The sequence below is a fragment of the Nostoc sp. NZL genome (assembly GCF_015714705.1).
GTDB classification, from domain to species: Bacteria; Cyanobacteriota; Cyanobacteriia; order Cyanobacteriales; family Nostocaceae; genus Nostoc; species Nostoc foliaceum_A.
In genome coordinates this window covers 1-24,119 of record NZ_WBKL01000208.1, presented here as the reverse complement: position 1 = coordinate 24,119, position 24,119 = coordinate 1, and the positions used below count along the sequence as shown (strand labels likewise).

The 24,119-nt window shown below is 42.0% G+C and carries 22 protein-coding genes and 1 pseudogene; 17 read left to right on the top strand and 6 right to left on the bottom strand.

Features of this window, described 5'->3' with window-relative positions:
- Window positions 1-141: 141 nt before the first annotated feature.
- Together mraY and F8R90_RS31030 are read right to left on the bottom strand one after the other, a co-directional pair.
- Window positions 142-1,233 carry a phospho-N-acetylmuramoyl-pentapeptide-transferase gene (mraY, locus tag F8R90_RS31035; RefSeq protein WP_196513921.1) on the bottom strand — a complete coding sequence of 364 codons (1,092 nt, stop codon included), beginning with the start codon at window positions 1,231-1,233 and terminating at the stop codon, window positions 142-144.
- Window positions 1,234-1,312: 79 nt separating this feature from the next.
- Window positions 1,313-1,549, bottom strand: a complete 237-nt coding sequence (locus F8R90_RS31030) for a DUF3134 domain-containing protein (protein WP_196513920.1) — start codon at window positions 1,547-1,549, stop codon at window positions 1,313-1,315.
- A gap of 241 nt (window positions 1,550-1,790) precedes the next feature.
- Between F8R90_RS31030 and F8R90_RS31025 the strand changes: the two genes are divergently transcribed.
- The 5 genes from F8R90_RS31025 (at window position 1,791) to mdh (ending at window position 5,366) form a co-directional block, all read left to right on the top strand.
- Window positions 1,791-2,375, top strand: coding sequence for a PAP/fibrillin family protein (locus F8R90_RS31025; RefSeq protein WP_196513919.1), 585 nt, complete (start codon window positions 1,791-1,793; stop codon window positions 2,373-2,375).
- 269 nt (window positions 2,376-2,644) lie between these two features.
- Complete coding sequence (locus F8R90_RS31020; protein ID WP_069073932.1) at window positions 2,645-2,860, top strand: photosystem I reaction center subunit IV; 216 nt, start codon at window positions 2,645-2,647, stop codon at window positions 2,858-2,860.
- Between the two features lie 250 nt (window positions 2,861-3,110).
- Window positions 3,111-3,971 carry a DNA-formamidopyrimidine glycosylase gene (locus tag F8R90_RS31015; protein ID WP_196513918.1) on the top strand — a complete coding sequence of 287 codons (861 nt, stop codon included), beginning with the start codon at window positions 3,111-3,113 and terminating at the stop codon, window positions 3,969-3,971.
- A 100-nt stretch (window positions 3,972-4,071) separates the two neighbouring features.
- Window positions 4,072-4,287, top strand: coding sequence for an NAD(P)H-quinone oxidoreductase subunit O (locus tag F8R90_RS31010; RefSeq protein WP_196513917.1), 216 nt, complete (start codon window positions 4,072-4,074; stop codon window positions 4,285-4,287).
- Window positions 4,288-4,388: 101 nt separating this feature from the next.
- Window positions 4,389-5,366 (top strand): malate dehydrogenase, encoded by a 978-nt coding sequence (gene mdh / locus F8R90_RS31005; protein WP_196513916.1) that lies wholly within the window; start codon window positions 4,389-4,391, stop codon window positions 5,364-5,366.
- A 451-nt stretch (window positions 5,367-5,817) separates the two neighbouring features.
- Here mdh and F8R90_RS31000 read toward each other — a convergent pair whose 3' ends face one another.
- Both F8R90_RS31000 and F8R90_RS30995 read right to left on the bottom strand, forming a co-directional pair.
- The gene (locus F8R90_RS31000) at window positions 5,818-6,147 is read right to left on the bottom strand and encodes a translation initiation factor (RefSeq protein ID WP_190898608.1); all 330 of its coding nucleotides are present in this window, start codon (window positions 6,145-6,147) and stop codon (window positions 5,818-5,820) included.
- 93 nt (window positions 6,148-6,240) lie between these two features.
- Window positions 6,241-6,729, bottom strand: a complete 489-nt coding sequence (locus tag F8R90_RS30995) for a hypothetical protein (RefSeq protein ID WP_196513915.1) — start codon at window positions 6,727-6,729, stop codon at window positions 6,241-6,243.
- Between the two features lie 339 nt (window positions 6,730-7,068).
- On the opposite strand from F8R90_RS30995, the gene F8R90_RS30990 reads away from it, so the two are divergent.
- The 6 genes from F8R90_RS30990 (at window position 7,069) to F8R90_RS30965 (ending at window position 13,421) form a co-directional block, all read left to right on the top strand.
- Window positions 7,069-7,728 (top strand): hypothetical protein, encoded by a 660-nt coding sequence (locus tag F8R90_RS30990; RefSeq protein ID WP_196513914.1) that lies wholly within the window; start codon window positions 7,069-7,071, stop codon window positions 7,726-7,728.
- A gap of 135 nt (window positions 7,729-7,863) precedes the next feature.
- Entirely contained in the window at window positions 7,864-9,660 is a 1,797-nt protein-coding gene (locus tag F8R90_RS30985) for a P-loop NTPase fold protein (RefSeq protein WP_196513913.1), read from the top strand.
- Between the two features lie 119 nt (window positions 9,661-9,779).
- Window positions 9,780-11,225, top strand: coding sequence for a DUF1802 family protein (locus F8R90_RS30980; RefSeq protein WP_196513912.1), 1,446 nt, complete (start codon window positions 9,780-9,782; stop codon window positions 11,223-11,225).
- A gap of 419 nt (window positions 11,226-11,644) precedes the next feature.
- The gene (locus tag F8R90_RS30975; protein ID WP_196513911.1) at window positions 11,645-12,304 is read left to right on the top strand and encodes a Nif11-like leader peptide family natural product precursor; all 660 of its coding nucleotides are present in this window, start codon (window positions 11,645-11,647) and stop codon (window positions 12,302-12,304) included.
- Window positions 12,305-12,643: 339 nt separating this feature from the next.
- A complete protein-coding gene (gene def, locus F8R90_RS30970) occupies window positions 12,644-13,207 on the top strand; it encodes a peptide deformylase (RefSeq protein ID WP_190894917.1) in 564 nt (187 codons plus the stop codon).
- A 10-nt stretch (window positions 13,208-13,217) separates the two neighbouring features.
- A complete protein-coding gene (locus F8R90_RS30965) occupies window positions 13,218-13,421 on the top strand; it encodes a hypothetical protein (protein ID WP_196513910.1) in 204 nt (67 codons plus the stop codon).
- A 63-nt stretch (window positions 13,422-13,484) separates the two neighbouring features.
- Here F8R90_RS30965 and F8R90_RS30960 read toward each other — a convergent pair whose 3' ends face one another.
- Window positions 13,485-17,309, bottom strand: a complete 3,825-nt coding sequence (locus tag F8R90_RS30960; protein WP_230967177.1) for an NB-ARC domain-containing protein — start codon at window positions 17,307-17,309, stop codon at window positions 13,485-13,487.
- 582 nt (window positions 17,310-17,891) lie between these two features.
- Here F8R90_RS30960 and F8R90_RS30955 point away from each other — a divergent pair.
- The 6 genes from F8R90_RS30955 (at window position 17,892) to F8R90_RS30930 (ending at window position 23,201) form a co-directional block, all read left to right on the top strand.
- A complete protein-coding gene (locus F8R90_RS30955; protein WP_196513908.1) occupies window positions 17,892-18,128 on the top strand; it encodes a hypothetical protein in 237 nt (78 codons plus the stop codon).
- 116 nt (window positions 18,129-18,244) lie between these two features.
- Window positions 18,245-18,469, top strand: a complete 225-nt coding sequence (locus tag F8R90_RS30950) for a hypothetical protein (protein WP_196513907.1) — start codon at window positions 18,245-18,247, stop codon at window positions 18,467-18,469.
- Window positions 18,470-18,559: 90 nt separating this feature from the next.
- On the top strand, window positions 18,560-19,372 hold the full coding sequence (locus F8R90_RS30945) for a PD-(D/E)XK nuclease family protein (protein ID WP_196513906.1): 813 nt from the start codon (window positions 18,560-18,562) through the stop codon (window positions 19,370-19,372).
- 53 nt (window positions 19,373-19,425) lie between these two features.
- Entirely contained in the window at window positions 19,426-20,067 is a 642-nt protein-coding gene (locus tag F8R90_RS30940) for a GNAT family N-acetyltransferase (protein WP_190894922.1), read from the top strand.
- A 126-nt stretch (window positions 20,068-20,193) separates the two neighbouring features.
- Window positions 20,194-22,584 (top strand): single-stranded-DNA-specific exonuclease RecJ, encoded by a 2,391-nt coding sequence (recJ, locus tag F8R90_RS30935; RefSeq protein WP_196513905.1) that lies wholly within the window; start codon window positions 20,194-20,196, stop codon window positions 22,582-22,584.
- A gap of 176 nt (window positions 22,585-22,760) precedes the next feature.
- Complete coding sequence (locus F8R90_RS30930; protein ID WP_196513904.1) at window positions 22,761-23,201, top strand: Crp/Fnr family transcriptional regulator; 441 nt, start codon at window positions 22,761-22,763, stop codon at window positions 23,199-23,201.
- A 246-nt stretch (window positions 23,202-23,447) separates the two neighbouring features.
- Here F8R90_RS30930 and F8R90_RS30925 read toward each other — a convergent pair.
- Window positions 23,448-24,119, bottom strand: a pseudogene (locus tag F8R90_RS30925) (cobyrinate a,c-diamide synthase); the annotation flags it as partial.

The window sequence follows — 24,119 nt, the reverse complement described above, 5'->3', positions numbered from 1 at the left end:
AAACTTTCCAGCATGAAATCAGAAACTCATAAATTTTCTGTATAAAACAAACAACTCCCTGAAGATGTGGGAGTTGTCATTTTGTATTCGAGCAGTTTTTTAAACGATTCAGAATGGAGCGATGCCTGCGGCTGGCTGCGCCTACGCCAAGCAGATGGCAGCCAATATAGCAGCGATGACATAGAATACTCCAACCACTTGCAATTCTGACCAGCCAGTCAGTTCTAAATGATGGTGTAAGGGTGCCATTTTGAAGAGGCGCTTGCCTTTGCCATCAGGGCCTTTGGTGGCTTTGTAATAACTTACCTGCGCCATCACTGAAAGAGTTTCTACGAAGAAGATACCACTGAGAATGAACAGAGCTACTAAGGTGTTTGTCAATAGTGCTACAGCCGCTAAAGCGCCGCCTAGTGCTAAAGAACCGGTATCTCCCATGAAAACGCGGGCTGGATTACGATTATGGGCTAAGAAACCTAAGCACCCACCGCTTAAAGCAGCACAGAAAACCATTAACCCTGGTGCTGTAGGCGCGACTAAAGCACCTAAAGCCAAAAGTGCGATCGCTACTGTTCCTGCTGCCAAACCATCAATACCATCTGTTAAATTAGTCGCATTACTTTCTGCAACTAACACAAAACCTGCTAAAGGCCAAAATAGGAATCCTAAGGGTAGTGTGAAGCTCACCCAAGGCAAAGCAATATTTGTAATATTAGAAGGTTGATTAAACATCAGCCATAGACAAAACACAGCCGCAAAGCTTACCTGCAAAGCCAGTTTCGTTCGGGGAGATATACCTTTATTTGATTTACGGCGCAGAATTTGCCAATCGTCGAGCCAGCCAATCAATCCATAGCTGATTGTCAAAGCCGAAACTGCAAGCACCTCTTTAGAAAAGTTAGACAATATACAGGCAAGCAGCACAGATACAGGTATAAAAAATATACCGCCCATTGTTGGGGTGCCTGCCTTTTTTAAATGAGCTTGGGGCCCATCTTCGCGGATTATTTGTCCAGTTTTGAGTGCTTGAAGTAGGGGTATTACCCAATAGCCCACGGCACCTGAACCCAGCGCACACAAAATTAGTGGCAGGGTTAACGACACACTTTGCCAGGGTAGCCTATTGGCCATCGAATCTAAGAAAAATGCTGTTGTACATAGCCCTACAGCTAATAAAGAGGCTAGAACGATTCCAGAAATGTTTAATCCTTGCTCAGGAGATAATTTAGCGTCCACAGAAGTTTCCCTTCACTCCACACTTATAAAACTGAATACCAGGAACTAGGGATACTACCAAGTCCCTAGCCTGAAAAGGCTAATCCTCGGCGATTCCTATATCGTCATCATCATCCAGGTCGTAGCCAATTCCATCTTCTACACCCATTAGGGAGTCTATTTCTTCTTCGTCATCTTGAAAATCCGGTTCGTGAACGTCACGCGTGATGATCCTACCGTTGGTTTGCAACCAGTCCAATAAAGAGGACTCTTGCTTTAAGGGGATGACATCGGCTCGCTGATTACGGGGTACTTCACGTAATGGAGAGTTCAACATATCGAGGAGGACAAGAAAAGGTTTACGTAAGTTGACATTTAGAGTCTATCACTTGACACGGATTAATTTAGTTATCCTTTCAACCCTTTAGTTGATAAATCCGCATTCAGATAGAAATTTTTTATTTAATAGGCATATCGCTTAGGTCAAGCGATTATTAGTAATTTTTATGGCACTACACATAGGTCATGAATATCTTGTTTATGCTGATGGAAAGGACTGATTTTTGAGGTGACAGGCGATGATGGGAAAAGCGGCTCTAATAGATGCGATCGCTGGTACAAATCGCGGTCTACTGGCGACCCAATCACAGAAACAGGCTATCTTAGCAGCGATCGCCAATTTAGAAGATTTTAATCCTACACCCCGCCCGGTAGAAGCTAACAATTTGCTAGATGGCAATTGGCGATTACTATACACCACTAGCAAGGCTCTTTTAAACTTAGATCGTTTACCTTTGTGCAAACTGGGTCAAATCTATCAGTGTATCCGGGTAGATACTGCCAGTGTTTACAACATAGCTGAGATTTATGGCTTACCTTTTTTGGAAGGATTAGTCAGCGTTGCTGCAAAATTTGAGCCAGTTTCAGGTCAGCGTGTCCAAGTGAAATTTGAGCGCTCTATTATCGGCTTACAACGTTTAATAGAATACAATTCTCCGGTAACTTTTATCCAACAAATTGAAGCAGGTAGAAAATTTCCGGGGATTGATTTTGCAATCAAGAGTGATAAACAGCAAGGCTGGTTAGATATCACCTATATAGATAACGATCTGCGGATCGGCAGAGGTAACGAGGGGAGCGTGTTTGTACTGAGTAAAACATAAGTTTATGCAAAAATACTGTTTGCGAACGAAGGTAAGCTATAACGTGTACCTTGTCAAGTAGGGTCTAATACAATTTTAAATTTGGGATGTGGAGTGAGGGAGATGAGGGAAAAAGAATAACTAATATTCAATGCCCAATGCCCCATGCCCAATGCCCCCCCAATTCAGACAAATAACTTAACAAAGACTCTTGCAGCGACCTTCAGGTTGTAGAGTGAAATCAATTAGCCCTCTAGATTGGCGATTGATAACTAAAAGGGAAAATAATCATGGTTCAACGTGGTTCTAAAGTACGTATTCTCCGCCCTGAATCCTACTGGTTTCAGGATCTAGGAACTGTGGCTTCCATTGACCAAAGCGGCATCAAATACCCTGTAATTGTCCGCTTTGAAAAGGTCAATTACTCTGGTATCAATACCAACAACTTTGCTCAGGATGAATTAGTAGAGGTAGAAGCACCAAAGGCTAAACCACCTAAAAAATAGCAGCAAAGCTACAAGGGGGTTGTTTGATGCGATGATGAAGGGTAGTCTTAAGTCTGAAGTATGAAGTCTGAAAATTTCAGTTCATTCATCTTTGATCCAAGCCTACCCTAATCTATGAGAAGCTGCCCTGCGGGTATTTACGGTTTCTCTAGGGTAGTAATACGATCCACTTACGGATGTGTAAGTACTACTTCATCTCTTCTTTCTTGAACCCTCAAATACATCAAAATTGCCTGCTTAATCTGCTTGAATGCCTGAACTGCCTGAAGTTGAAACAGTCCGTAGGGGTCTAAATCAATTGACCCTTAACCAAGAAATCACGGGTGGAGATGTGTTGCTCGATCGCACCATCGCCTACCCGTTTTCTGTCGGTGAGTTTGTTGATGGAATTAAAAAGAATGCGATCGCTACTTGGCATCGTCGTGGTAAATATCTCCTCGCAGAACTCTCCTCTTCCTCTTCCACTGGTTGGCTAGGAGTTCATCTGCGAATGACCGGTCAATTACTGTGGCTGCATCGAGATGAACCATTGCATAAGCACACGCGGGTTAGATTATTCTTTGGGGAACACCAGGAATTGCGTTTTGTTGATCAGCGTACCTTCGGTAAAATATGGTGGGTTCCGCCTAGTGTTGCTGTAGAAAGTATTATTACTGGTTTGGCAAAACTTGCAGCAGACCCATTTTCGCCCGAATTCACTGTCGAGTATCTAGCAAGCAAACTTCAAAATCGCCGCCGTCCGATTAAGACTGCGCTACTGGATCAATCGGTGGTGGCGGGATTAGGTAACATTTATGCCGATGAAGCCCTGTTTAAGAGTGGAATTTTACCTCAATCCTTGTGTATAGATTTACAGCTAAAGCAAATTGAGCGTTTGCGAACAGCCATAATTCAAGTGTTAGAAACCAGCATTGAGGCTGGTGGTACGACTTTTAGTAATTTTTTAAGTGTTAAGGGTGTCAACGGCAACTATGGTGGTGTTGCTTGGGTTTATAACCGCGCTGGAGAACCCTGTCGAGTTTGTGGTACAACAATTCAACGGATTAGGTTAGCTGGGCGATCTAGTCACTTTTGCCCCCAGTGTCAAACGCTACGGGGGGTTAAGAGTTAGAGGCGCGATGAATCGCGTCTGTACAAGAGTTAGGAGTTTTTAACTCGGAAGTCTCTTAAAATGCGGATAAGTCTAATCTAGAAATTTGAGAGGGGAATTCATGGCAGTCAAAAAAGGAGATATGGTTCGCGCTGTCCGCGAGAAACTGGAAAACAGTCTGGAAGCAAAAGCCAGTGATGCTCGCTTTCCTTCCTATTTGTTTGACAGTAAGGGCGAAATTGTAGATGTCAAAGGTGATTACGCCCTTGTTAAGTTCGGGAAAGTGCCAACGCCAAACGTTTGGTTACGTGTGGATCAACTCGAAGAATTTAAATAATAAGCTCATCCCACCCCTAAAAGGGGATGGGATTTCACTTTAACTGTTAACCGTCAACAGTCAACTGAATTCTTGTTGATAAAAATCGCACTTTAATAATTATGTCTTCTTCCCCTAACTCCCCAATTGTGTGTAATTTACCCCGTGTAACCATCGTGGGTGCGGGTAGGGTTGGTAGTACTTTAGCTCAACGCATTGCAGAGAAAAATCTAGCAGATGTAGTTTTACTAGATATTATCGCGGGAATGCCCCAAGGTTTGGCGCTGGATTTGATGGAAGCCAGGGGAATTGAAATACATAATCGCCAAATTATCGGTACAAATAATTATGCCGATACATCTGGTTCCCAAATTGTGGTGATTACCGCAGGACTTCCCCGCAAACCAGGGATGAGTCGGGATGATTTGCTGAAAACCAATGCCAAGATTGTGGTGGAAGCGGCAAAAAATGCGATCGCTCATTCTCCCAATGCTATTTTTATTGTCGTCACTAATCCGTTGGATGTGATGACTTATTTAGCTTGGCAAGCAACTGGTTTACCACGCGATCGCATTATGGGTATGGCTGGCGTGTTAGATTCCGCCCGTTTTGAAACCTTCATTGCCCTAGAATTGGGAGTTTTGCCCGCCGATGTCAAAGCGATGGTATTGGGTAGCCACGGCGATTTAATGGTGCCCTTGTCTCGTTATGCTACCGTTAACGGCATTCCTATCACTGAATTGCTGGATGCAGCCACAATTGAACGTTTGGTTGAAAGAACTCGCAACGGTGGCGCAGAAATTGTTGAATTGATGCAGACGGGTGGTGCTTTTTTTGCTCCGGCATCGGCTACTAGTGTAATGGTAGAATCGATTTTGCTAAATCAGTCGCGGTTGTTGCCTGTGGCGGCTTATTTGCAAGGTGAATACGGTTTAGAAGATGTTGTGATTGGTGTTCCCTGTCGGTTGGGATGCGGTGGAATTGAAAGTGTTTTGGAATTAAATCTCACTGATGGCGAAAGAGAGGGTTTGCATACTTCGGCTCAATCTGTGCGTAAAAGTATTGAGCGATCGCAGGAAATTTTGGGTAACAATGGGTGATTAAATAATTCGTAATTCGTAATTCGTAATTCGTAAAGTTTAATAAAAAAACCTCTCACTGGTTTTAACTTTAGATAATGTTTTAAATTTAATCATCCCACCCCTAAAAGGGGATGGCATAACACGTGCATACTGATGACGGTTGACGGTTAACAGTCATCAGTCAACAGTTAATGGCGGCGGGGCGGCTATCCCGGACACCCCAAAAAGAAAGTGGGCTTGCCGCCGCAAAAGGTGAGATTGTTTGGCTTTTTCGCTACCTTAAAATAGCAGCAAAAACAAAAGGCAATAGGTTTAAATCCCACTGCCTTTTTTGTTAGCTATTGCAAAATATATCATTTTTCACTGGAGCTGAAAAACCTCACTTCAATTCCTCTCATCTTTTAGGTGAGAGGCTTTGAATTTTCCCCCTTCTCTACTAGGGAAGGGGGCTGGGGGGTTAGGTTTAGCGTTAACGGCGGTAATCCTGATCTGCGGGGTCGCCGTAGGGGTCTTCACTAGCTGGGCGGACGTTACCAAACTCCCCTTGGTCTGCGGGGTCGCCGTAAGGGTCTTCACTAGCTGGGCGAACGTTGCCGTAAGAGGCGATATCTGCGGGGTCGCCGTAGGGGTCTTCACTAGCTGGGCTGATGTTGCCATAAGATGCCGGATCTGCGGGATCACCGTAGGGGTCTTCGCTGGCTGGACGTACATTGCGATCGCGGTATTCGTTATCTTCAGCTTGATCGCCGTTTCCTCCAAAGAAGAGATCCTTCGCCTTTCGCAAAAAGAAATTTACCATGATCTATCTCCTGTTTTAAGTTCGTGTCTCCCACGTGCGCGATCGGCGTTATCCTTCGGGAAACCCGCTTTAGATTTACACACGCTTCGCTATCTAGAGTGCTGGAGCTGCGGATGAAGTTATCCCAGTTAGATCGCGACCTGAAGAACTCCTGTTATAGCCTTGGAATTCCCGATACTTTTGCGCTTCAGATTCCGGTACTCGAATTCCTTCTGGTGGTGGAGTTACCCAGTGAGCACGATGTTCAGCATCGCGGTAATATACACGCCCGTTCTTGGAAAGATAGTACTTACCTTGCGCTCCTTCTTGTGGAGCATTCTTATGCTGGTTGTAGAGGTAATAAAGTGCCGCAGCTCCCGCCAAAATAGCCACTTTTTGTCCTGTACCCATTCCCTTCTTAACTTCGGGTTGGTTTGTGGTGCGATCGCTCACTGTTCTACCAATGGTGTCATCAACAGGTGGTGGCGTAGCAGTTTTAGAACCACCTCCGCAGCTACTCAGCAAAGGTACCATAAGCAATGCAGAAAGCAGCACTGCAAATAGACGCGAAACTATTTTACGTTCTTTATATATTGTGTTCATTGGATTTCGTCATCACCTGTATTTGCTAAAAGCCTTGCTGTTGCAAAAACAAAGTTGGAATTCCTGTTATTTCGCCTGGAATTGAAAGAACATATACCACTTAATTTACAACTGCATAGCTACAGCGTTTCACTGTCATGATGATCGATTTTCTCAAGTATTCCATCCCGCCTTTGAGAGAAACTGCATTCATCCTAAGGAAATAACTTGTTGATTTTTGATTAATCAATTTAGCTGAAACGCGGAAATATTCAGCAATTTCTCGGTTATTTTTTTGGTGTAAATAAATTAAAACGATACAGCTACTATGATGATCTTTGCCAAAGAATACACACAAATATGACATCAAAAAATACACCCCAAACTAGAACTCGTCTCCTTTTGGCTTTGTGGGATTTGGGAGGAACGCAGCAGGAAGTTAAGAAGGGTCAACTGACTAAGCGAATTGTATCCAAAAGCCAGAAGGTAGCAGATTATCAGGGTTCATTTGAAGAATTACAGAGTCAGGGTGCGATCGCAATTTCCAAAAAGGGATATTCTCTGACATCTCCCAAGGGTTTAGAGGTACTGGGTGAGGGTTTGAGAAGTGGCGAGTTTAAGTTTGAAGGGACGATTGTCGGTACTTGGGCGGCGAATGCGTTGGTGAAGTGGATTAGTCAGATTGATGTTGCGGTAACTAGTGCAAACGTACCAGTTAATGGGGTTAAAGGTGCGATCGCTTCTTACGACGAGTTCAAGTCAGTGGCCTTGGAAGTTTACGACAAGCTGAACCAAAACTACAACTTAGATGATCTTGTGCCAATTTATCGTATCAGGAGAGAAATAGGCGATCGAGTCAGTCGTCAAGATTTCAATGAGTGGCTACTGAAAATGCAAGAAAAGGACATTTTGCAACTCCAAGGCGGTAGCTTGTCAGACAGCGATCCAGACAAACTGGAAGACTCTATAACCACTCCTGTAAGTGGGTTACGCTGCTACGCCAAGCGTTTAAACTCATAAGCCTATTCTTAAGTTGCTCTTCACACCCACTGAAACGTCAGTACTGAAACGCCAGTTTAGATGTCGTGCAGCTACAAATAGTGAGCAATCCAAAATCGAGTATCCAAAATCCAAAATTCACCTCATTTTAGATCCATGTCTAACGACAACGGCCTAATTAATGCCATCAAAAGTCACAACCCATTTGACAGACCTTTAGTGGTTAGAAGTCAAGATATTTGGGTAACAGGTTTTCCTGATGTTCCGTCCTTAAATGCCCATGCCTCAGATGCTATTTTTGATGCCGTTGAGAAAGTTCGCACCAAACAACAGCCAGTCATAGGCATTACTATCAAGGCTGAAAGAGGACTAGGCAAAAGCCATCTGATCAGTCGCATTCGTCGCCGGCTTCAGACTGATGGTAGTGCTTTATTTGTTTATACAAGCGAGATTAACGATTTAAATCGAATTAAAGGTGAATTTTTACGAAATTTAGCCAATAGCCTCAAACAAATCGGTAGCCAAGGAATGAGCCAGTGGCGGGAATTAGCAACTGCTATTTTTAATGAAGCTTACAACAAAGCTTTCACATCTGATGAGATGGTTCGTCACTTTTCCGAAGTTTTAAGAGTAAATTCCAAGGTAGTTGAGCATTGGACAGATAGAGTCCTGGGAATTAAGCATGACATTGAAAACCCTGACATTATCGCTGCAATTTTATGGACACTTTCCTCTAATCCATCTGAGGAGCGCTACGCTATAAACTGGCTTGCTGGTCAAGAACTACCACAGTCAAGAGCTGATGCACTAGGTTTAGCAAACTCCAGCGCCCACGATAGAGAAGCCCAAGCCTTCAGCACAGTTCGTCAAATTCTGGACTTAATTAGTGATTACAAACCGATCGTCATTTGTTTTGACGAATTGGAAAGTATCTCAATGTGTAATGACTCAGGATTCACGGCATCACAAGTTACTGCTATTTTAGCCAAGGACTTATACGACAAGATTAAACGGGGTGTTTTTATAACGGCTATGTTTCCTCAAACCTGGACTGATCAAATACGAGCCTTAAAAGAAGCAGAATCAGTCACAGATCGGATTGCTCAAAAGACTATTGAGTTAACTTATCTCAAATCGGAAGATGTTATTGCCTTAGTTTCCCAGTGGTTGAGAGACTTTTATGACGAACAAGGAGTAACATCACCTAATTCAGTTTATCCTTTTGACGAAGGGAAGCTGAAAGAACTGGGAAAGGAAAGACCAATGGTAAGAAAAGTATTGCAGTGGTGTAAGGAAAACTGGAATACTGAGTTGACCCCACCACTACACCCAGTAGAATCTGCTTATAAGAAAGAACTGGCAGCTGTTGAAAGTAAGATACAAGATGACATTGAGGATAAAACCAAACTCGCCAATGCTCTGCGATTCAGCTTTTCTACCTTAGTAGGGCAAATTTTAGAAAATGTCCAAATTACAGAAATTGCAGACATTAAAGCTCGTAGTGTAGACCAAGGATATATTAATTTTAAAATTGTTGGTCAGGAAAATGGCAATGTTGTAAAAATTGGAGTAGCAGTTCTTCAAGGAGTCAGTGGTAGGTTCCTACAGGCTGGATTAAAACGTTTAATTGAATACAAAGAGTTTGATTTAACTCGTGGTTGCTTAATTCGTTCCAAAAAGATTAGTAGTGGTACTAAAGCAAAACAGTATTTAGATAAACTTTTGGCACATCATCTAGGTGGAGAATGGGTATTGTTAAAAGCTGAAGATATGAAGCCTTTGTTAGCAATTAATTCTGTTATGAAAGCCCGACATGATTATGAGTTAACTGAAGCACAAATAATTGATTTTGTTCTACAAAATTTAATAGTAATCGACAATAATCTCATACGTGAAATTCTTAGTGATCCATCTGGAAAAATTCCTGAAGATGCTATTGATGAAGATATTTAAAACAGGTATATATTGTTGTAATAAATTTTCCTTAAATTAGAAGCTTTGGGCTAAATAAATGAAGCCCGCTGAGGTAAATTTTGTTTGTTTAGCCCCAATATTTGGATTTTTCAGCAATAATGAGTAATTCTGTTGTAATCAATACTGCTATTTGCTTGCCTGCGCCAGATGTTGAGGCCTTAATTCAAGGACGAGCGATTGTGGCGATGTGCAAAAATTATATCGTTCCAGAGCGTCAATTTGCCCTTTATCCAATAGATTCTTCAATTAATGTGCTACCAGTTGAGCAGTACTATCACTCAAGTTTCTTGGCTAATGCTAAAACTGCTGTTGCCCAAGTAAGTGCTGAAACTATATCAGTTAAAGCCTGGGTAAAGTGTGAAAAGTGTGAACCTCTGCATAATACTGAATCATTGTCTGCTTTATCATTGCTAACAATTTGGACTACAGAAGCCTTACAAGAAGTATTAAGGCAACGACATAATATTTTTTTGTTATACTTGCGCGTTTATAAGTTGCCCAAAATAATTACACTCTCTATCGAGGTAAATAGCCAGTTTATTTATTTAAATGAGCCTTTAACTATTTGTGAAGCAAAGCCAGTATTAAGGGATCGCACTTTCGCTCAACGCAAGTATCAATTAGAAAATCGACAGCCACCGCTACACCCCGAATTGGAAGAATTGCAGAGTGCGATCGCATCCCTAGCCATTAGCCAACCAGCAGCTAAACAATTGGACAATGATATCAAAGTATTTCTGGGTTGGAGTAGTGACAAGCTAATTAAGCAACCCGATGTAAATTTAGCTTGGATAAATGATATTGCAAAATTGGGCGATCGCGAAAAAGATGAGGATAAAAGCAACTACCAGGCTGGTACAGACTTTGAAAATATCACACGCCGTAGCCTTGATTTTTTAGGATTCAAAGTTGAAGAAAGCTACAAAGGTGGTGCAGGTGGCTTAGACTTATTTTGCTCACAACCTTATCCTCTTGTTTGCGAATGTAAAGCAGGTAAAAGCATTCCAGATCGTGCAGTAGAAGAATTAGATAGGATTGGCAAAAGGCATCTAAAAGAAAATTATCTTCAAGCTGTAAGGTTGATTATTGGCCCAGGTAAACCGACTAAAAATTTAAAAGAATCTGCTGAAGTATCGAAAATCAGTATTATAAATGTAATGACTCTACAAAAGCTAGTTGAATTCAAAGCAAAATATCCAGGTGCTATTAATTTAGTCGAATTACAGCAATATCTAGAACCTGGGCAAATTGACTATAAAATTGATGAATATATTGATAAAGCTGAGAGAGAGATTAAATTGCGATCGCACATTATCCAGCTTGTCAAAAACTATTTAGAAAACTCAGGTATAGAATCTGGTGGTGTTGAAGCTCTACATGGTGCGTATTTCGGCTCACATCCGCCACAGCCAATAAAAACAGCAGAAATGCACGAAATTCTGATAGAACTTTCCTCACCGTTAACAGGCTACTTGGGGCGAATTAAAGGCAATGATTGGAATAGCGATCGCTTTTACTTTCTCCGCGATTTACCTATTAACTAAAAATAGCAAAATATATCTCTTTTCTTACCTCTGTGTTCTCTGCGTCTTTGCAGTTCGTTTAAAAACAACTGAAGTGCGTAGGCGGTTCTGGAAAGATTCTACCCCTACGTGCAGGTTGCTTTGCAGTTGATTCAGTCATAGCATTAATCCTACTTATTGATGCTGCCTTAACTTTATTTTATGGGAAGCAATAAGGAGCGATCGCACACCCCGCCGAAGGTATCGCTATCTACCTATTTTCCTCAGTATATTTTATTTATAGTAACAAACTTTACAGAAGCTTTATACTTAGCCACTGTGTAACTTCATTTACAGAAGATAGTAATTTTTGTACTGTCGAAGAAACACATTATACTTACTACACTGGTATTCATTAATAACAAACCTCTACCAAGCTTAAAGCTTAGGCGAGATGACCCATGTATTATCAAATTTGGAATTTCTTTCTTAAAGAAGATAAATACATTTACTGGAAAGACAAAATAAAAGTTAACAAAAGTTTTGACAAAGTTACATGGCAAAAAATTATTGATTTTTTGTCACTAGTAGAGCAAACTTTCCTGTTGAAAAGTCAACTAGCAGAAACCGATAGTCTTGAGCCATTTCTCAAGTTAGCAACAGAAAATGGTTACAGCCTAACCGCAGAAGAACTTGCCTGGTTTCTAATTACGAGAAGACAGATTTGGGATCTTTTTGATTTTGCACAAAAAACACCATACCTCAAAGAAGAATTGCTAATAGCTAAAGAGCCGCAGCAGTTCGTAAACATAGCTGCCAAAAATGGCTATTATTTTTCTGTAGAAGAGTTAGCTTGGCTGTTAATTGAAATCAAATCATCACCAGAACTAATATCTATCAACAATAGTGTTGGGGAGATTCTCACAGGTTCAAACTACGGCAGAATTGAAATAGGATACTGGATTTGGCTGGCAGAAGATTGGGGAATTGTACCACCATTCTGTCATCGAGATAAGCCACACAATTTATTATCTGAAAATACCAACAATCCTTTTTTACTTGATCGCTGTTTCTTACCCAAAAGCTATTTTAATCAACGCATCATGATTCATAAATCATAATTATTACCCCAGGTATAAATGCACTTTTTGGTAATAACGCGGATGTTGTATTGTGATTATTGTATTTAGTTCAGAGCGTAGTTATGGGCTTTATGACAACGGGGAATGCACAACGTCAACGACAAGCCAATTGGGCTTTCATCGAAACCTGGGATTTCAAGTACTGTGTTACAAAAAGTAAGTAATAGGCTGTTGCTTCTCTAGACTACCTAAGTTTTTATATACACGGAAGCAAGCCAGAAAATTCCATGAGGTAAATTTTTGCATTACATCTGGGGTCTAGCTGAGATTGGTAGAATTAAAGTAGTAGGAATTTTCACCATCTAGCCATCAAGACTCATGCCCTCTGAAATTGCTGTAGAGAAAAAAAAGTTAAAAAATCCACCTTTGGAACTTCATTATTTAGGCGATCGCGTGCTGCGTCAAGCTGCAAAGCGGATTTCTAAAGTTGATGACGAACTTCGCCAAGTGGTGCGCGAAATGTTGCAAACTATGTATAGCAAAGATGGCATTGGTTTGGCTGCACCCCAAGTGGGAATTCACAAACAACTAATTGTCATCGACCTAGAACCAGAGAATGCAGCTAATCAGCCCTTGGTGTTGATTAACCCCACCATTAAACAAGTCAGCCGCGACATCTCCGTTGCCCAAGAAGGATGCTTGAGCATTCCCAACGTATATCTAGACGTAAAGCGCCCCGAAGTCGTAGAAATAGCCTATAAAGACGAGTATGGTCGTCCCCGGACATTAAAGGCTAATGACCTCCTGGGACGCTGTATTCAACACGAGATGGATCACCTTAATGGCGTGGTATTTGTAGACCGTGTAGAAAACTCCTTGACTTTAGCCCAGGAGCTATCTAAGAATGGCTTCTCGTATCAAGCGGTGAAACCAATAGTATAGGGGGCTAGTAGTGTATTTAACTCCAAAAAGCGGTTTATTTCTGGGTGGTTCTTGTGTAAGTGCGATCGCAGCTGTCGGTTCGATTTTTGAACTCAGTTACGGACAACCAGATTTTGGTGTCACAGCCACGGCAATTATCCTGGCATTGAGTATTCCACTCACAGGATTATTTTTCTTTGCCGCAGTGAAGGACGCAAGGGCTAACATGAAATAAGCATCAGGTACATAAAAAAGGTAAAAGGATGAAGGAACTCGGCAAAATTCATTCTTTTACCTTTTATTTTTTCGATTGTTCTACGGCTCCCAAAGCTTTGAGAGTATCTATCTGTGCTGATGTTAACCCTGTCACACCAGAGATATTCATTCCTTCATAGGGCCTATCGGCTCTGAGAGTTTTCAGGCGATCGCCTGTTGTCACATTCCAAAGTTGAATTGTCTCATCCTCGCTGCCACTAGCGAGAATTTGGCCATCAGGACTAAAGGCTACTGAGCGGATCTGGCTGCTGTGTCTTTCCAAAGTTTGGAGGCACTTACCTTCATGGACATCCCATAACTTCACGGTTTGGTCTTCGCTACCACTCGCCAAAGTCTGACCATCGGGACTGAAGACCACTGACCAAATCCATTTGGTATGCCCTCGGAAAGTTTTGAGACACTTACCTTTGCGTACATCCCATAACTTCACAGTTTGGTCGTCACTGCCAGTTGCTAGAAATTGACCATCAGGACTGAAAGCTACTGACCAGATCCGACTGCTATCTCCCTGCAAAGTTTTCCAGCACTCACCAGTTTGCACATCCCATAATTTTACGGTTTGGTCGTCACTGCAACTCGCCAAGATTTGATCGTCGGGACTGAAGGCTAATGACCAAATCCATCTGCTGTGAGCTTGCAAGGTTTGGAGGCACTGACCAGTTTGCACATCCCATAACTTCACAATTTGCTCATCACTGCCACTCGCCAGAATCTGACCATTGTGGCTGAAGGCTACTGACCTTACCCAACTTTTATGTTCCGTCAAAGTTTCTAGGCACTGACCAGTTTGCACATCCCATAACTTCACGGTTTGGTCGTCACTACCACTCGCCAGAATTTGACCATCGGGACTGAAAGCCACTGACCAAATCCATCTGGTATGTCCCTGTAAAGTTTTGAAGCATTTGCCAGTTTGCACATCCCATAACTTCACGGTTTTGTCTTCGCTACCACTGGCGAGAATAGGATTTTTAGGACTAAAAGCTACTGACCAGATCCGACTGCTGTGACCTGTTAAAGTTTTGCAGCATTTGCCAGTTTGCACATCCCATAACTTTACGGTTTGGTCATCACTGCCACTAGCTACAATTTGACCATCAGGGTGAAAAGCTACTGACCAGATCCGACTACTATGTCCAGACAAAGTGTTGAGAAATTTACCAGTTTCTACATCCCATAACTTTACAGTTTGGTCTTCATTTCCACTAGCGAGAATTTGACCATCAGGACTAAATGCTACTGAGCGCACCCAACTGCTATGAGCTTGCAAAGTTTTGAGGCACTTACCAGTTTCTACATCCCATAACTTCACAGTTTGATCTTCACTACCACTAGCTACAATTTGGCCATTGGGACTGAAGGCTACTGACCAAATCCAACTGGTATGTCCTTGTAAAGTGTTGAGACATTTACCAGTTTGCACATCCCATAACTTCACAGTTTGATCTTCGCTGGCACTCGCCAATATTTGACCGTCGGGACTGAAGACAATTGAGCGCACCCAACTAGTATGTCCCTGTAAAGTTTTGAGATATTTACCCGTTTGCACATCCCATAGCTTTACGGTTTGGTCTTCGCTACCACTCGCCAATATTTGACCATCGGGACTGAAGGCTACTGACCAAATCCAACTGGTATGTCCCTGTAAAGTGTTGAGACATTTACCAGTTTGCACATCCCATAACTTCACAGTTTGATCTTCGCTGGCACTCGCCAATATTTGACCGTCGGGACTGAAGACAATTGAGCGCACCCAACTAGTATGTCCCTGTAAAGTTTTGAGATATTTACCCGTTTGCACATCCCATAGCTTTACGGTTTGGTCTTCGCTACCACTCGCCAATATTTGACCATCGGGACTGAAGGCTACTGACCAAATCCAACTGGTATGTCCCTGTAAAGTGTTGAGACATTTACCAGTTTGCACATCCCATAGCTTGACAGTTTGGTCTTCGCTGCCACTCGCCAATATTTGACTATTGGGACTAAAGGCTACCGAGCGTACCCAACTTTTATGGCCGCTACAGGTAAAAAGTCGCTTTCCATCTTCCACTTGCCATAAGTGAGCATCACCATCGGCATCGCCTGTAGCTAACAGTTTTCCATTTGGACTAAATGCTACCGACAAAATACTACCCAACTTTTCTGTAAAAACTGACTTGGATAAATCAGAATCAGTCAAATTGACATGATGCAAATTTACGCCCTGCAAGTAAGCTTGCCAAATAGCCAGGCGCGAAAAGTCATAGCCACTTAAATCAACTTGGAGGTGGCAAAGCAAATTAAGAACGTTACCGCCTGCGTATCCTGGCTTAACAAATGATTTTGCTCGGATATTCTCTAAAATTTGAGTGAGCTTTTCTGTGATAATTCTAGGAAATCTAAAAATATTTAGTAAATTTTCTATAACTGGCTGGAGGATGAAGCGAACTTGAGTATTCCTGACATAATCTTTGTCAGTAGCTCCCATCAGAGCATGGCTCATCAATAGCGCCATCTCGCCTGTATAAATTTCTTGAGTAACTTGTTCAATAAGTCGCTCAGTAATATACTCCATAACTACAGGCTGGAGAGTAAACTGAGGAGTTTTATGTTCTAGTTTTTGCTCGATTAGCGATCGCCTGCGTAGTGATTCTAAAGCTTCCAGCAATTCCCGTTTTGCTAAGGGACGCATAATATCATCTAACAATTCATCTAGGGAAACCAACTCACGTTTGATTGCCAACCAGTAGATGATTTCTTTTTCTAACTCGGAGGTGCGCTCAAATTGCTGATCTAATAAGTCACGAGTATCGCCAAAAATTATCTCTCCTTTATTCAGAAAAACAGCAATATCCCCGCCAAATAACTCCCGAATTGACTCAGATACCAGTTTTAATGCCAAAGGATTACCAGAATATTTGTTAATTAGTTGGCTCCAATCCTGTCTTGAGCCAGATAAGCCTTTATCTTTCAGAATTTCTTGCCCTTCTATGTGCCCTAAGCCTCCTAATGTTAGGGTTCTAACTGGTGATGCTTCTCCTTCTAAAGGTGCAAATTCTTTCGGTTTTTCTCTTGAAGTCATTACCAAACAACTGTGATGGGGTTCCTCCCCAATGCGTCTAAGTAGTTGACCATAACCTTCAAATCCTTCTCTGTAGTGTCCAGCACGCACCTCTTTGGCAGGAGGTACACTCACACTTGCTTGCAAAATTGTCTCTGCGTTATCTAACACCACAAGACAATGGTGCTCTCGTAAATAATGAATTAGCAGCGTTATTAGAGCATCTACAGTTTCTGGCAAATCCTTTTCTTGCTCATCAGATATAAATCGGATCAGGTTTATCAACATCTCTTGCACAGGTGGAGCATTGCGAAGACTTCGCCAAATGATGTGGTCAAAATTCTCCTGAACTTCCTTTGCCAGCTTCACAGACAAGGCTGTTTTGCCGATTCCCCCCATACCCAGTAGTGCTATGAGTTGGCAGTGTTCTTTAACTACCCAGCGCTTTAGTTGGGATAATTCGTCTGCACGCCCATAAAAAAGATAAACTCCAGGTGCTTCCCCCCAATCAAGGCGTTTGTTGGTCATTTGCTCTTGTTCTTCAGTGACCGAAGATATTTGATACTCACTATCAATCACTTGCTGTAACTTAGTGAGTTTACCTGGGCCACCACCACTCACATTGAATTTTTTGTAAACTTCACTTAATCTTTTACGTACCGCTTCGGCACTTATACCCAATTCTTCGGCGATCGCATTTGGCGGTTTTCCCTCCATAGCATACAAAAAAACTTCTTTCTCGCTGCCAGACAAGCACCGTTCTTCAGCTACAACTAAAAGAAATTCTTGGGGAATCGCACTCATGTACAAATTAAGACTAACTACACTCACAATGCTAGCTCACTAGGTGAGAAAATCATCTACCGAGAGTAACATCAAGACTATAATGTCTATCCTATTGTTAGGAAACTGTCATTTTTATCCAGTGTCTGAATTTCTCTTGTTGTTAGCTTGACAACCTCACTAAGTTACTTCAAAGTGAGTTCAAGTAAATACATTTAGTAGCTTAGTGAGTTAATTATTAACTCAAAGTGGTAAAAACGCTGAAACTGCCAATGCAGACACAGCAAGCGTTGAAAGTCTTTGGTCTTGAAAAATTACATTTTAGGGGTTGATGCACGTAACTGGACGTTATGCGTCATTACGGGCATTGAGCATCTAAATTCCAATTTCCCAGATATTGGAAAATTTCTTGAGGAGTTTAATTTTCATCATCTGCAAATATCAAGACCATCATTGTTGGCATTTAAATTTCATTCAGATTTTGTAGGACTGCTGCGTACCTTAACTCGTTGGGAGCAAAGCTATAAATATTTGCTTCTGCTTTGGAGTAGTTGAGGATGCGTTTGCGCCCTTGATTCAACTCTGCTTGCGAGGACAAAAACTATGAAAATTCTCAAGGACGACAATAATATACTGCTCAATTGGACTGGTAAAGGATTCAAGTATTTGCTGCTGGCACTGCTGGGCGTTGCAGTAGCCTTTGTATTGTCTCACGTTTTTGGCGCTGCCTCAATAGCTGGGATGCTGTTATCCACAAGCCTATGGATATGCTTTGTGAGGATAGCAGTATCTCTGTTTTGTCTATTTGCGATCGCCATGATTGTTGAGTCTTGGAGTTGATTTTTCATCCAATTATCAGCAACAAGATTGCAATTTTAGGTTCGTAGTGAAGCTTAATCAACTCTCTTGGGTTAAATGCAACTTTAGCCCAGGGCTTACCACTAGGAGATTATATCATGCCAAATAACAGCAACGGCTCTGGGGGAGAAACACTTTCGCCAATATTAGTCATCTTAGTGGCGGGGTCTATCTCTTTGGCGATCGTTGACAAAGCTAATCACCCAGCATATTTTGACATCGTTAAAATAGCTATGGCCTACAGCTTTGGCTCAATCAAGTCCCAAGGAAAAACTAAACATTCTAATAACCAGGATGAGGTAGATAAGGATGAGTTGAAATAGCAGATGTGGAGGCAGTAAAAAATATTTGTTTTTTACAGATAGCCTGCCAAAGGTGAGTTGCAGACTAGAATTTACTTCTAAAATAGAAGAATGCTGTCAACTCCCACTCAACTACTGCGACTGTCTCAAGGACAACTCAACTTACTAGAAGCTTGTCCGCGTAAATTTCAACATACCTACCTAGAACAACTCAATTCGCCCTCAAATCCAGAACAAGAAGAACGGCAAACTTTGGGTAGTCGTTTCCACCTGCTAATGCAGCAGCGAGAAATGGGTTTGCCAATTGATAGTTTTCTGCAAGCAGATGCTAAACTCCAAAGCTGGATGCTAGCTTTTGCCGATGCAGCCCCAGAAATTTTAACGGCTGCATCTGATAATCAAACTTTCCGTGAGAGTGAACACTACCGCACACTGCAAGTTCAGGACTATTTGCTGACGGTTGTCTATGATTTATTGATTGCAGATAACCAACAAGCGCAAATTCTCGACTGGAAAACTTATCCTAAACCACCCAATAAACGCAAGTTAGAATCCAACTGGCAAACACGGCTTTATCTGTATGTATTGGCAGAAACTAGCGACTATTTGCCAGAAAATATTTCCATGACTTACTGGTTTGTCCAATCTGAGGGCAAACCGCAAAATATTAAATTTAATTACAATACTGCTAAACATACACAAACAGGAAAGAAACTTAATCAACTATTAAGCCAGTTAACTCATTGGCTGGAAAATTACCAAAATAACCAGCAGTTTCCCCAAGTGGCGGAGGGTAGCAAAACCTGTGATTATTGTCAGTTTGCCAAACGGTGCGCTCGCATACAAGTTACTGAAGAAGCAGTGAAAGACTCATTGCCCAATTTTGACAGCATTCAAGAAGTCTCATTCAACTTTATACATTAGAGAATGTTTGTCAAGTCCAATAGGGATATAAAGAAATTACAACTTCTAAATTTATGTCAAGCTTTGACGAAACTGAAGCCATTTATGTCCGTGAATTAGGAATTGATGACATTGCTCCTATTTATCACTTGGGAGAAGGGTTATTTACCAGCGATTTATATCCTTATTTATACCGTACCTGGGACGAATGGGAGGTGATTGGACTTTACAACACCGATCCAGAATACTGTCTTGTGGCTGAAACAGACGGAGAATTAGCAGGATTCATTTTAGGAACCATCATCACCAAAGCATCCTGGACTTATGGATATATTTTATGGCTAGGAGTTAGTCCGAAGTTTCAGCGTCGGGGAGTAGCAGACAAGTTGGTTGATAAAGTCGTCGCCCGCATGATTGAAGATGGGGCGCGGTTTATGCTGGTAGACACTGATCCTACCAATACTTCAGCATTAAAGTTTTTTAACCGCAAAGGTTTTGGTAATATCCGCCAGCATATTTTCTTGTCGATGAATTTAAGCAAGCATGAATATTATGGCAGATTGATTGATTACGAACACCAAAAAGCTGAAAGAGCCGGTTACAAGCGATCGCGTCCAGCAATTCGCGCCCGGAAACCTGATAGCGCCGCTAATGAAGTAATCCTCAATCCCCTAGTGAGTGAATCTCAAACAACCGAGGATCAATCTCCGATTTAACTAGTTCCGTAGGTTTATGTCCCCCCTTCTATCAAGCAGCAAGTTTTGTGGTGCAGTCTAATTCCCTGTTGCAAAACTTAATTACGAATTACGAATTACGAATTACGAATTACGAATTATTTAACAATGCCAGAACAACAGCAGTGGACTATAGCAGCAACCGAACAACCCCCGGAGTGGTTCACCCAGGCGGTGAAACAGCATGCACCCGCATCAAGTGGAATATATGCAGCGCAATTGTTGTGGCAACGGGGAATTAAAGATCATCAACAATTAGCAGCTTTTATTAACTATAAAGCTTATCAACCAGCGAGTCCGTTTGAGTTTGGGCAAGAAATGCACTTAGCGATCGCCCGGTTGCAACAAGCGTATAACATCAAAGAAAAAATTGCTATTTGGGGAGACTTTGATGCTGATGGTATTACCGCCACATCTGTACTTTGGGACGGATTAGGGCAATTCTTTACACAAAATACTCAGTTAATTTATTATATTCCCAATCGCCTGAAAGAATCTCATGGACTCAATAATCAAGGGATTGATAACTTAGCAAAACAAGGTTGCAAATTAATTGTTACTTGCGATACTGGCAGCACAAACCTTGAGGAAATTATCTATGCCAAACAACTAGGCATAGATGTAATAGTTACAGACCATCACACCTTACCCACTGAACGCCCACCCGTCGCAGCAATTATTAATCCTCGTTATTTGCCCAGAGAACATCAGCTGTTCAATCTTTCTGGGGTAGCAGTAGCTTATAAGTTGGTGGAAGCACTGTATCAAACCCTGCCTAATGTTGCCAAACATCCGTTAGAGGATTTATTAGATTTAGTAGCAGTAGGATTAATTGCCGACTTAGTGCAGTTAAGTGGAGATTGTCGCTATTTAGCACAGATGGGAATTCAACGACTGCAAGCAGATTTTCAACAGCCAGCAGCAGCGCGTCGCCGTCCGGGGGTGGGGCGATTATTAGAATTGTGCCAAAAAAGTGGCGATCGCCCCACAGATATTTCCTTTGGTTTGGGGCCAAGAATTAACGCCGTCAGCCGCATTCAAGGTGATGCCAGTTTTTGCGTTGAATTATTAACTAGTCGGGATACCAAACGTTGTAACGAACTAGCCGAAGTTACAGAACTCGCAAACACCCGCCGCAAATCTTTGCAAAAAGATGTGCAAGCGCAAGTAGCACAAAAACTTACTCAATTAGACTTATCAACCACCAGCGTCATCGTCCTAGAAGATGCCCAATGGCCTGCGGGTGTCTTGGGCCTAGTTGCTGGACAAGTAGCACAAGAAACAGGTCGCCCAACGATTTTATTGAGTACGGAAAGCGCTATTTCCGCAGATATGGAGAATGAATATATCCCCGCATCTTCTTCTCCTCCCCTCGCCCGTGGTTCCGCCCGTTCGGTGAATTCTGTCGATTTGTACCAACTGGTGAAAGACCAAGCACATTTGTTACATCGCTTTGGGGGACATCCCTTTGCAGCGGGTTTGAGTTTGTTAGTGGAGAATATTCCTTTATTTACAGCAGCAATTAATCAGCAGTTGCGGCAATCTTTAGGTAGTACAACCCTAACGCCAACCGTGCAAGCAGACTTGACGGTAACAGTAGCAGACTTGGGGAAAGAGTTATTTTTAGAACTGAAACTGTTAGAACCTTGTGGAATGGGTAACCCTGTTCCGAAATTGTTAATTCAAAATTGCTGGTTTGAAAATTCTTGGCATCGCAATCAGCAGGATTGGCAAGGGAAAAAGGTACAGTACATTAAAACCGAGTTTGACATTCGAGATGATTCCAGCAGAAGTGCTTTTCCTGGTATATGGTGGGGGCACTACAAAGATGAATTGCCTATAGGAAGGTGTGATTGCATAGCAGAATTAGACTACAATACCTTCAAAAAACGTTATGAAATCAGACTAATTGCCGTGCGTCCCAGTGTTAACTCAGCACTCAACACTCGGAATTTACCACTTATCTTGGATTTACGAAATCAGGAACATTCAGCACTTAGGACTCAACACGGGCTAAACGCCCCGCTACCGCTAACAGAACTTATTATTGAAGATTGTCCCACAAACTGGGATGATTTACGCGCGTGGTTGCGGCGATGTCTAACAGCAAGCAGTTCGCAACAACTAGCGATCGCTTGGTCTAAACCCAACCTCCAACCACCCAATCAAATTTGGCTGACTCTTGTCGGAATTGCCAAATATCTCAGTCGCACAAATCAACTAGTTACCCGCGTCCAACTGTTAGAGAAAATCGGCATCACCGACCAAACCTTACTTGTAGGCATCAAAGCTTTAAAATCTTTAGGGTTCACAGTCAAACGACAAGACCGTTATTTGCAAATCACCTGGTATCCAAGCGAGAGTGCAGAAAACTTGACCAACGCAGCCGTGGAACGATTTTTAGCTGCTGTCCGAGAAGAACAATTTCAGCGACAGTATTTTGCCGAAGTGCCTTTATCTACTATTGTTGCGATCGCAAGCTATGATAACTTGGTTTGAAAAATGTCATTACATAGAAATTGGTGGGATGGATACCTTACAGCAACTCGTGGTTCTTTGTCGGCAAAATTTGAGATATTCTTGGCGGCTAGCGTTTAACATCAGTTAATATGACTAATCGCGCTCTGGCTTAAGTTTTAAAATATACAGTAATGTTTGATGTTTAACTTGTAATTATGCTAACCAGTGTTGACCGTTTATTATTTGTCCGGCGAGTCCCGATTTTTAAGGAATTGCGGGATGATTTTATTGTGCGGCTCACTTCAGTAATGAACGAATTGTCATTTCCGGCTAATTACACTATCTTTCGCCAGGGAGAAGAAGGGCGATCGCTCTATATTGTTGTGTCAGGCCGAGTTAAAGTTCACATCGGCAATAAACAACTTGCAGAGGTAGACCAGGGAAAATACTTTGGTGAGATGGCAGTATTTGATACTCAACCTCGTTCCGCTACTGCAACGACTTTGGAACCTTGCGAATTTTTGGAACTGACGCAAGAGCAGCTATATGATGCGATCGAAGAAACTCCCGAAATTGCGGTGAATATCATTCGTGAGTTATCCCGTCTGATTCGCAAGTTGAATGATGATATGAATGTCACGTCTTTGCGGAGTTAATAATCAAGTCAATCTTGAATAACGGAGAATTAATTTAACGCAAGTAATAGAAGAGAATCAGAAAAACATGGCAACAGACGCGGTAATCTTGCGCCTAGAGAAAGTTACGGAACAGCACGCCGAGATCCTCTACTCCTGTATAAGCAACCCACATCTGTACGAACATCTTAATGAAGAAAATATTTTTTGATAGTTTTTAATTCACCCTACTAGGTTTTACGCTTGCTTAAATTCACATTTATACATTTATATAGACGTTACTTTCCGACATTCTTTAATAAACTGCTGGGGAATTTCTCCACTTTCTCCCCAATGCAGATGAACATAAGAAGCATGAACATTTGCAGGTAAACTCCATCCCTCGTATCCCATATTTTCGTCACAATCATAGCGAGAAGTTTCAAATAGGGGCTGAGTAGAAGTTAAGGTTAAATGGGAACGATGAAACTCATGTCCATAAACAGTTGTACCTGCCTTTACTAACAGATTATCTTGCAAAGCTAATGCACGACGGTAACCCAAAGTTAAACGCCCGCCCATCACAGCAGATGTCGGTAAAACTCCCGCCATTGGCCAATATTTACCCTCAAAATCGATAATTTGATCACATAAATACATCAATCCTCCGCATTCGGCAATTGTAGGCATTCCTTGAAGAATTGCTGTTTTCACTGCATCACGAACGCTGGTATTTTCTGCTAATTGCTGGGCAAAAACTTCCGGGAAACCACCGCCAAAATACATTCCCTGCACATCTTTTGGTATTGCAGCATCCTCTAATGGACTCCAGAAAATTAGTTCTGCACCAAGTTGTTGCAGCAAATCAAGATTGTCTTGGTAGTAGAAATTAAAAGCGCGATCGCGGGCTACTGCAATTCTAACTGGAGAGGAGGGGGGATGAGGGGGATAAGGGGGATG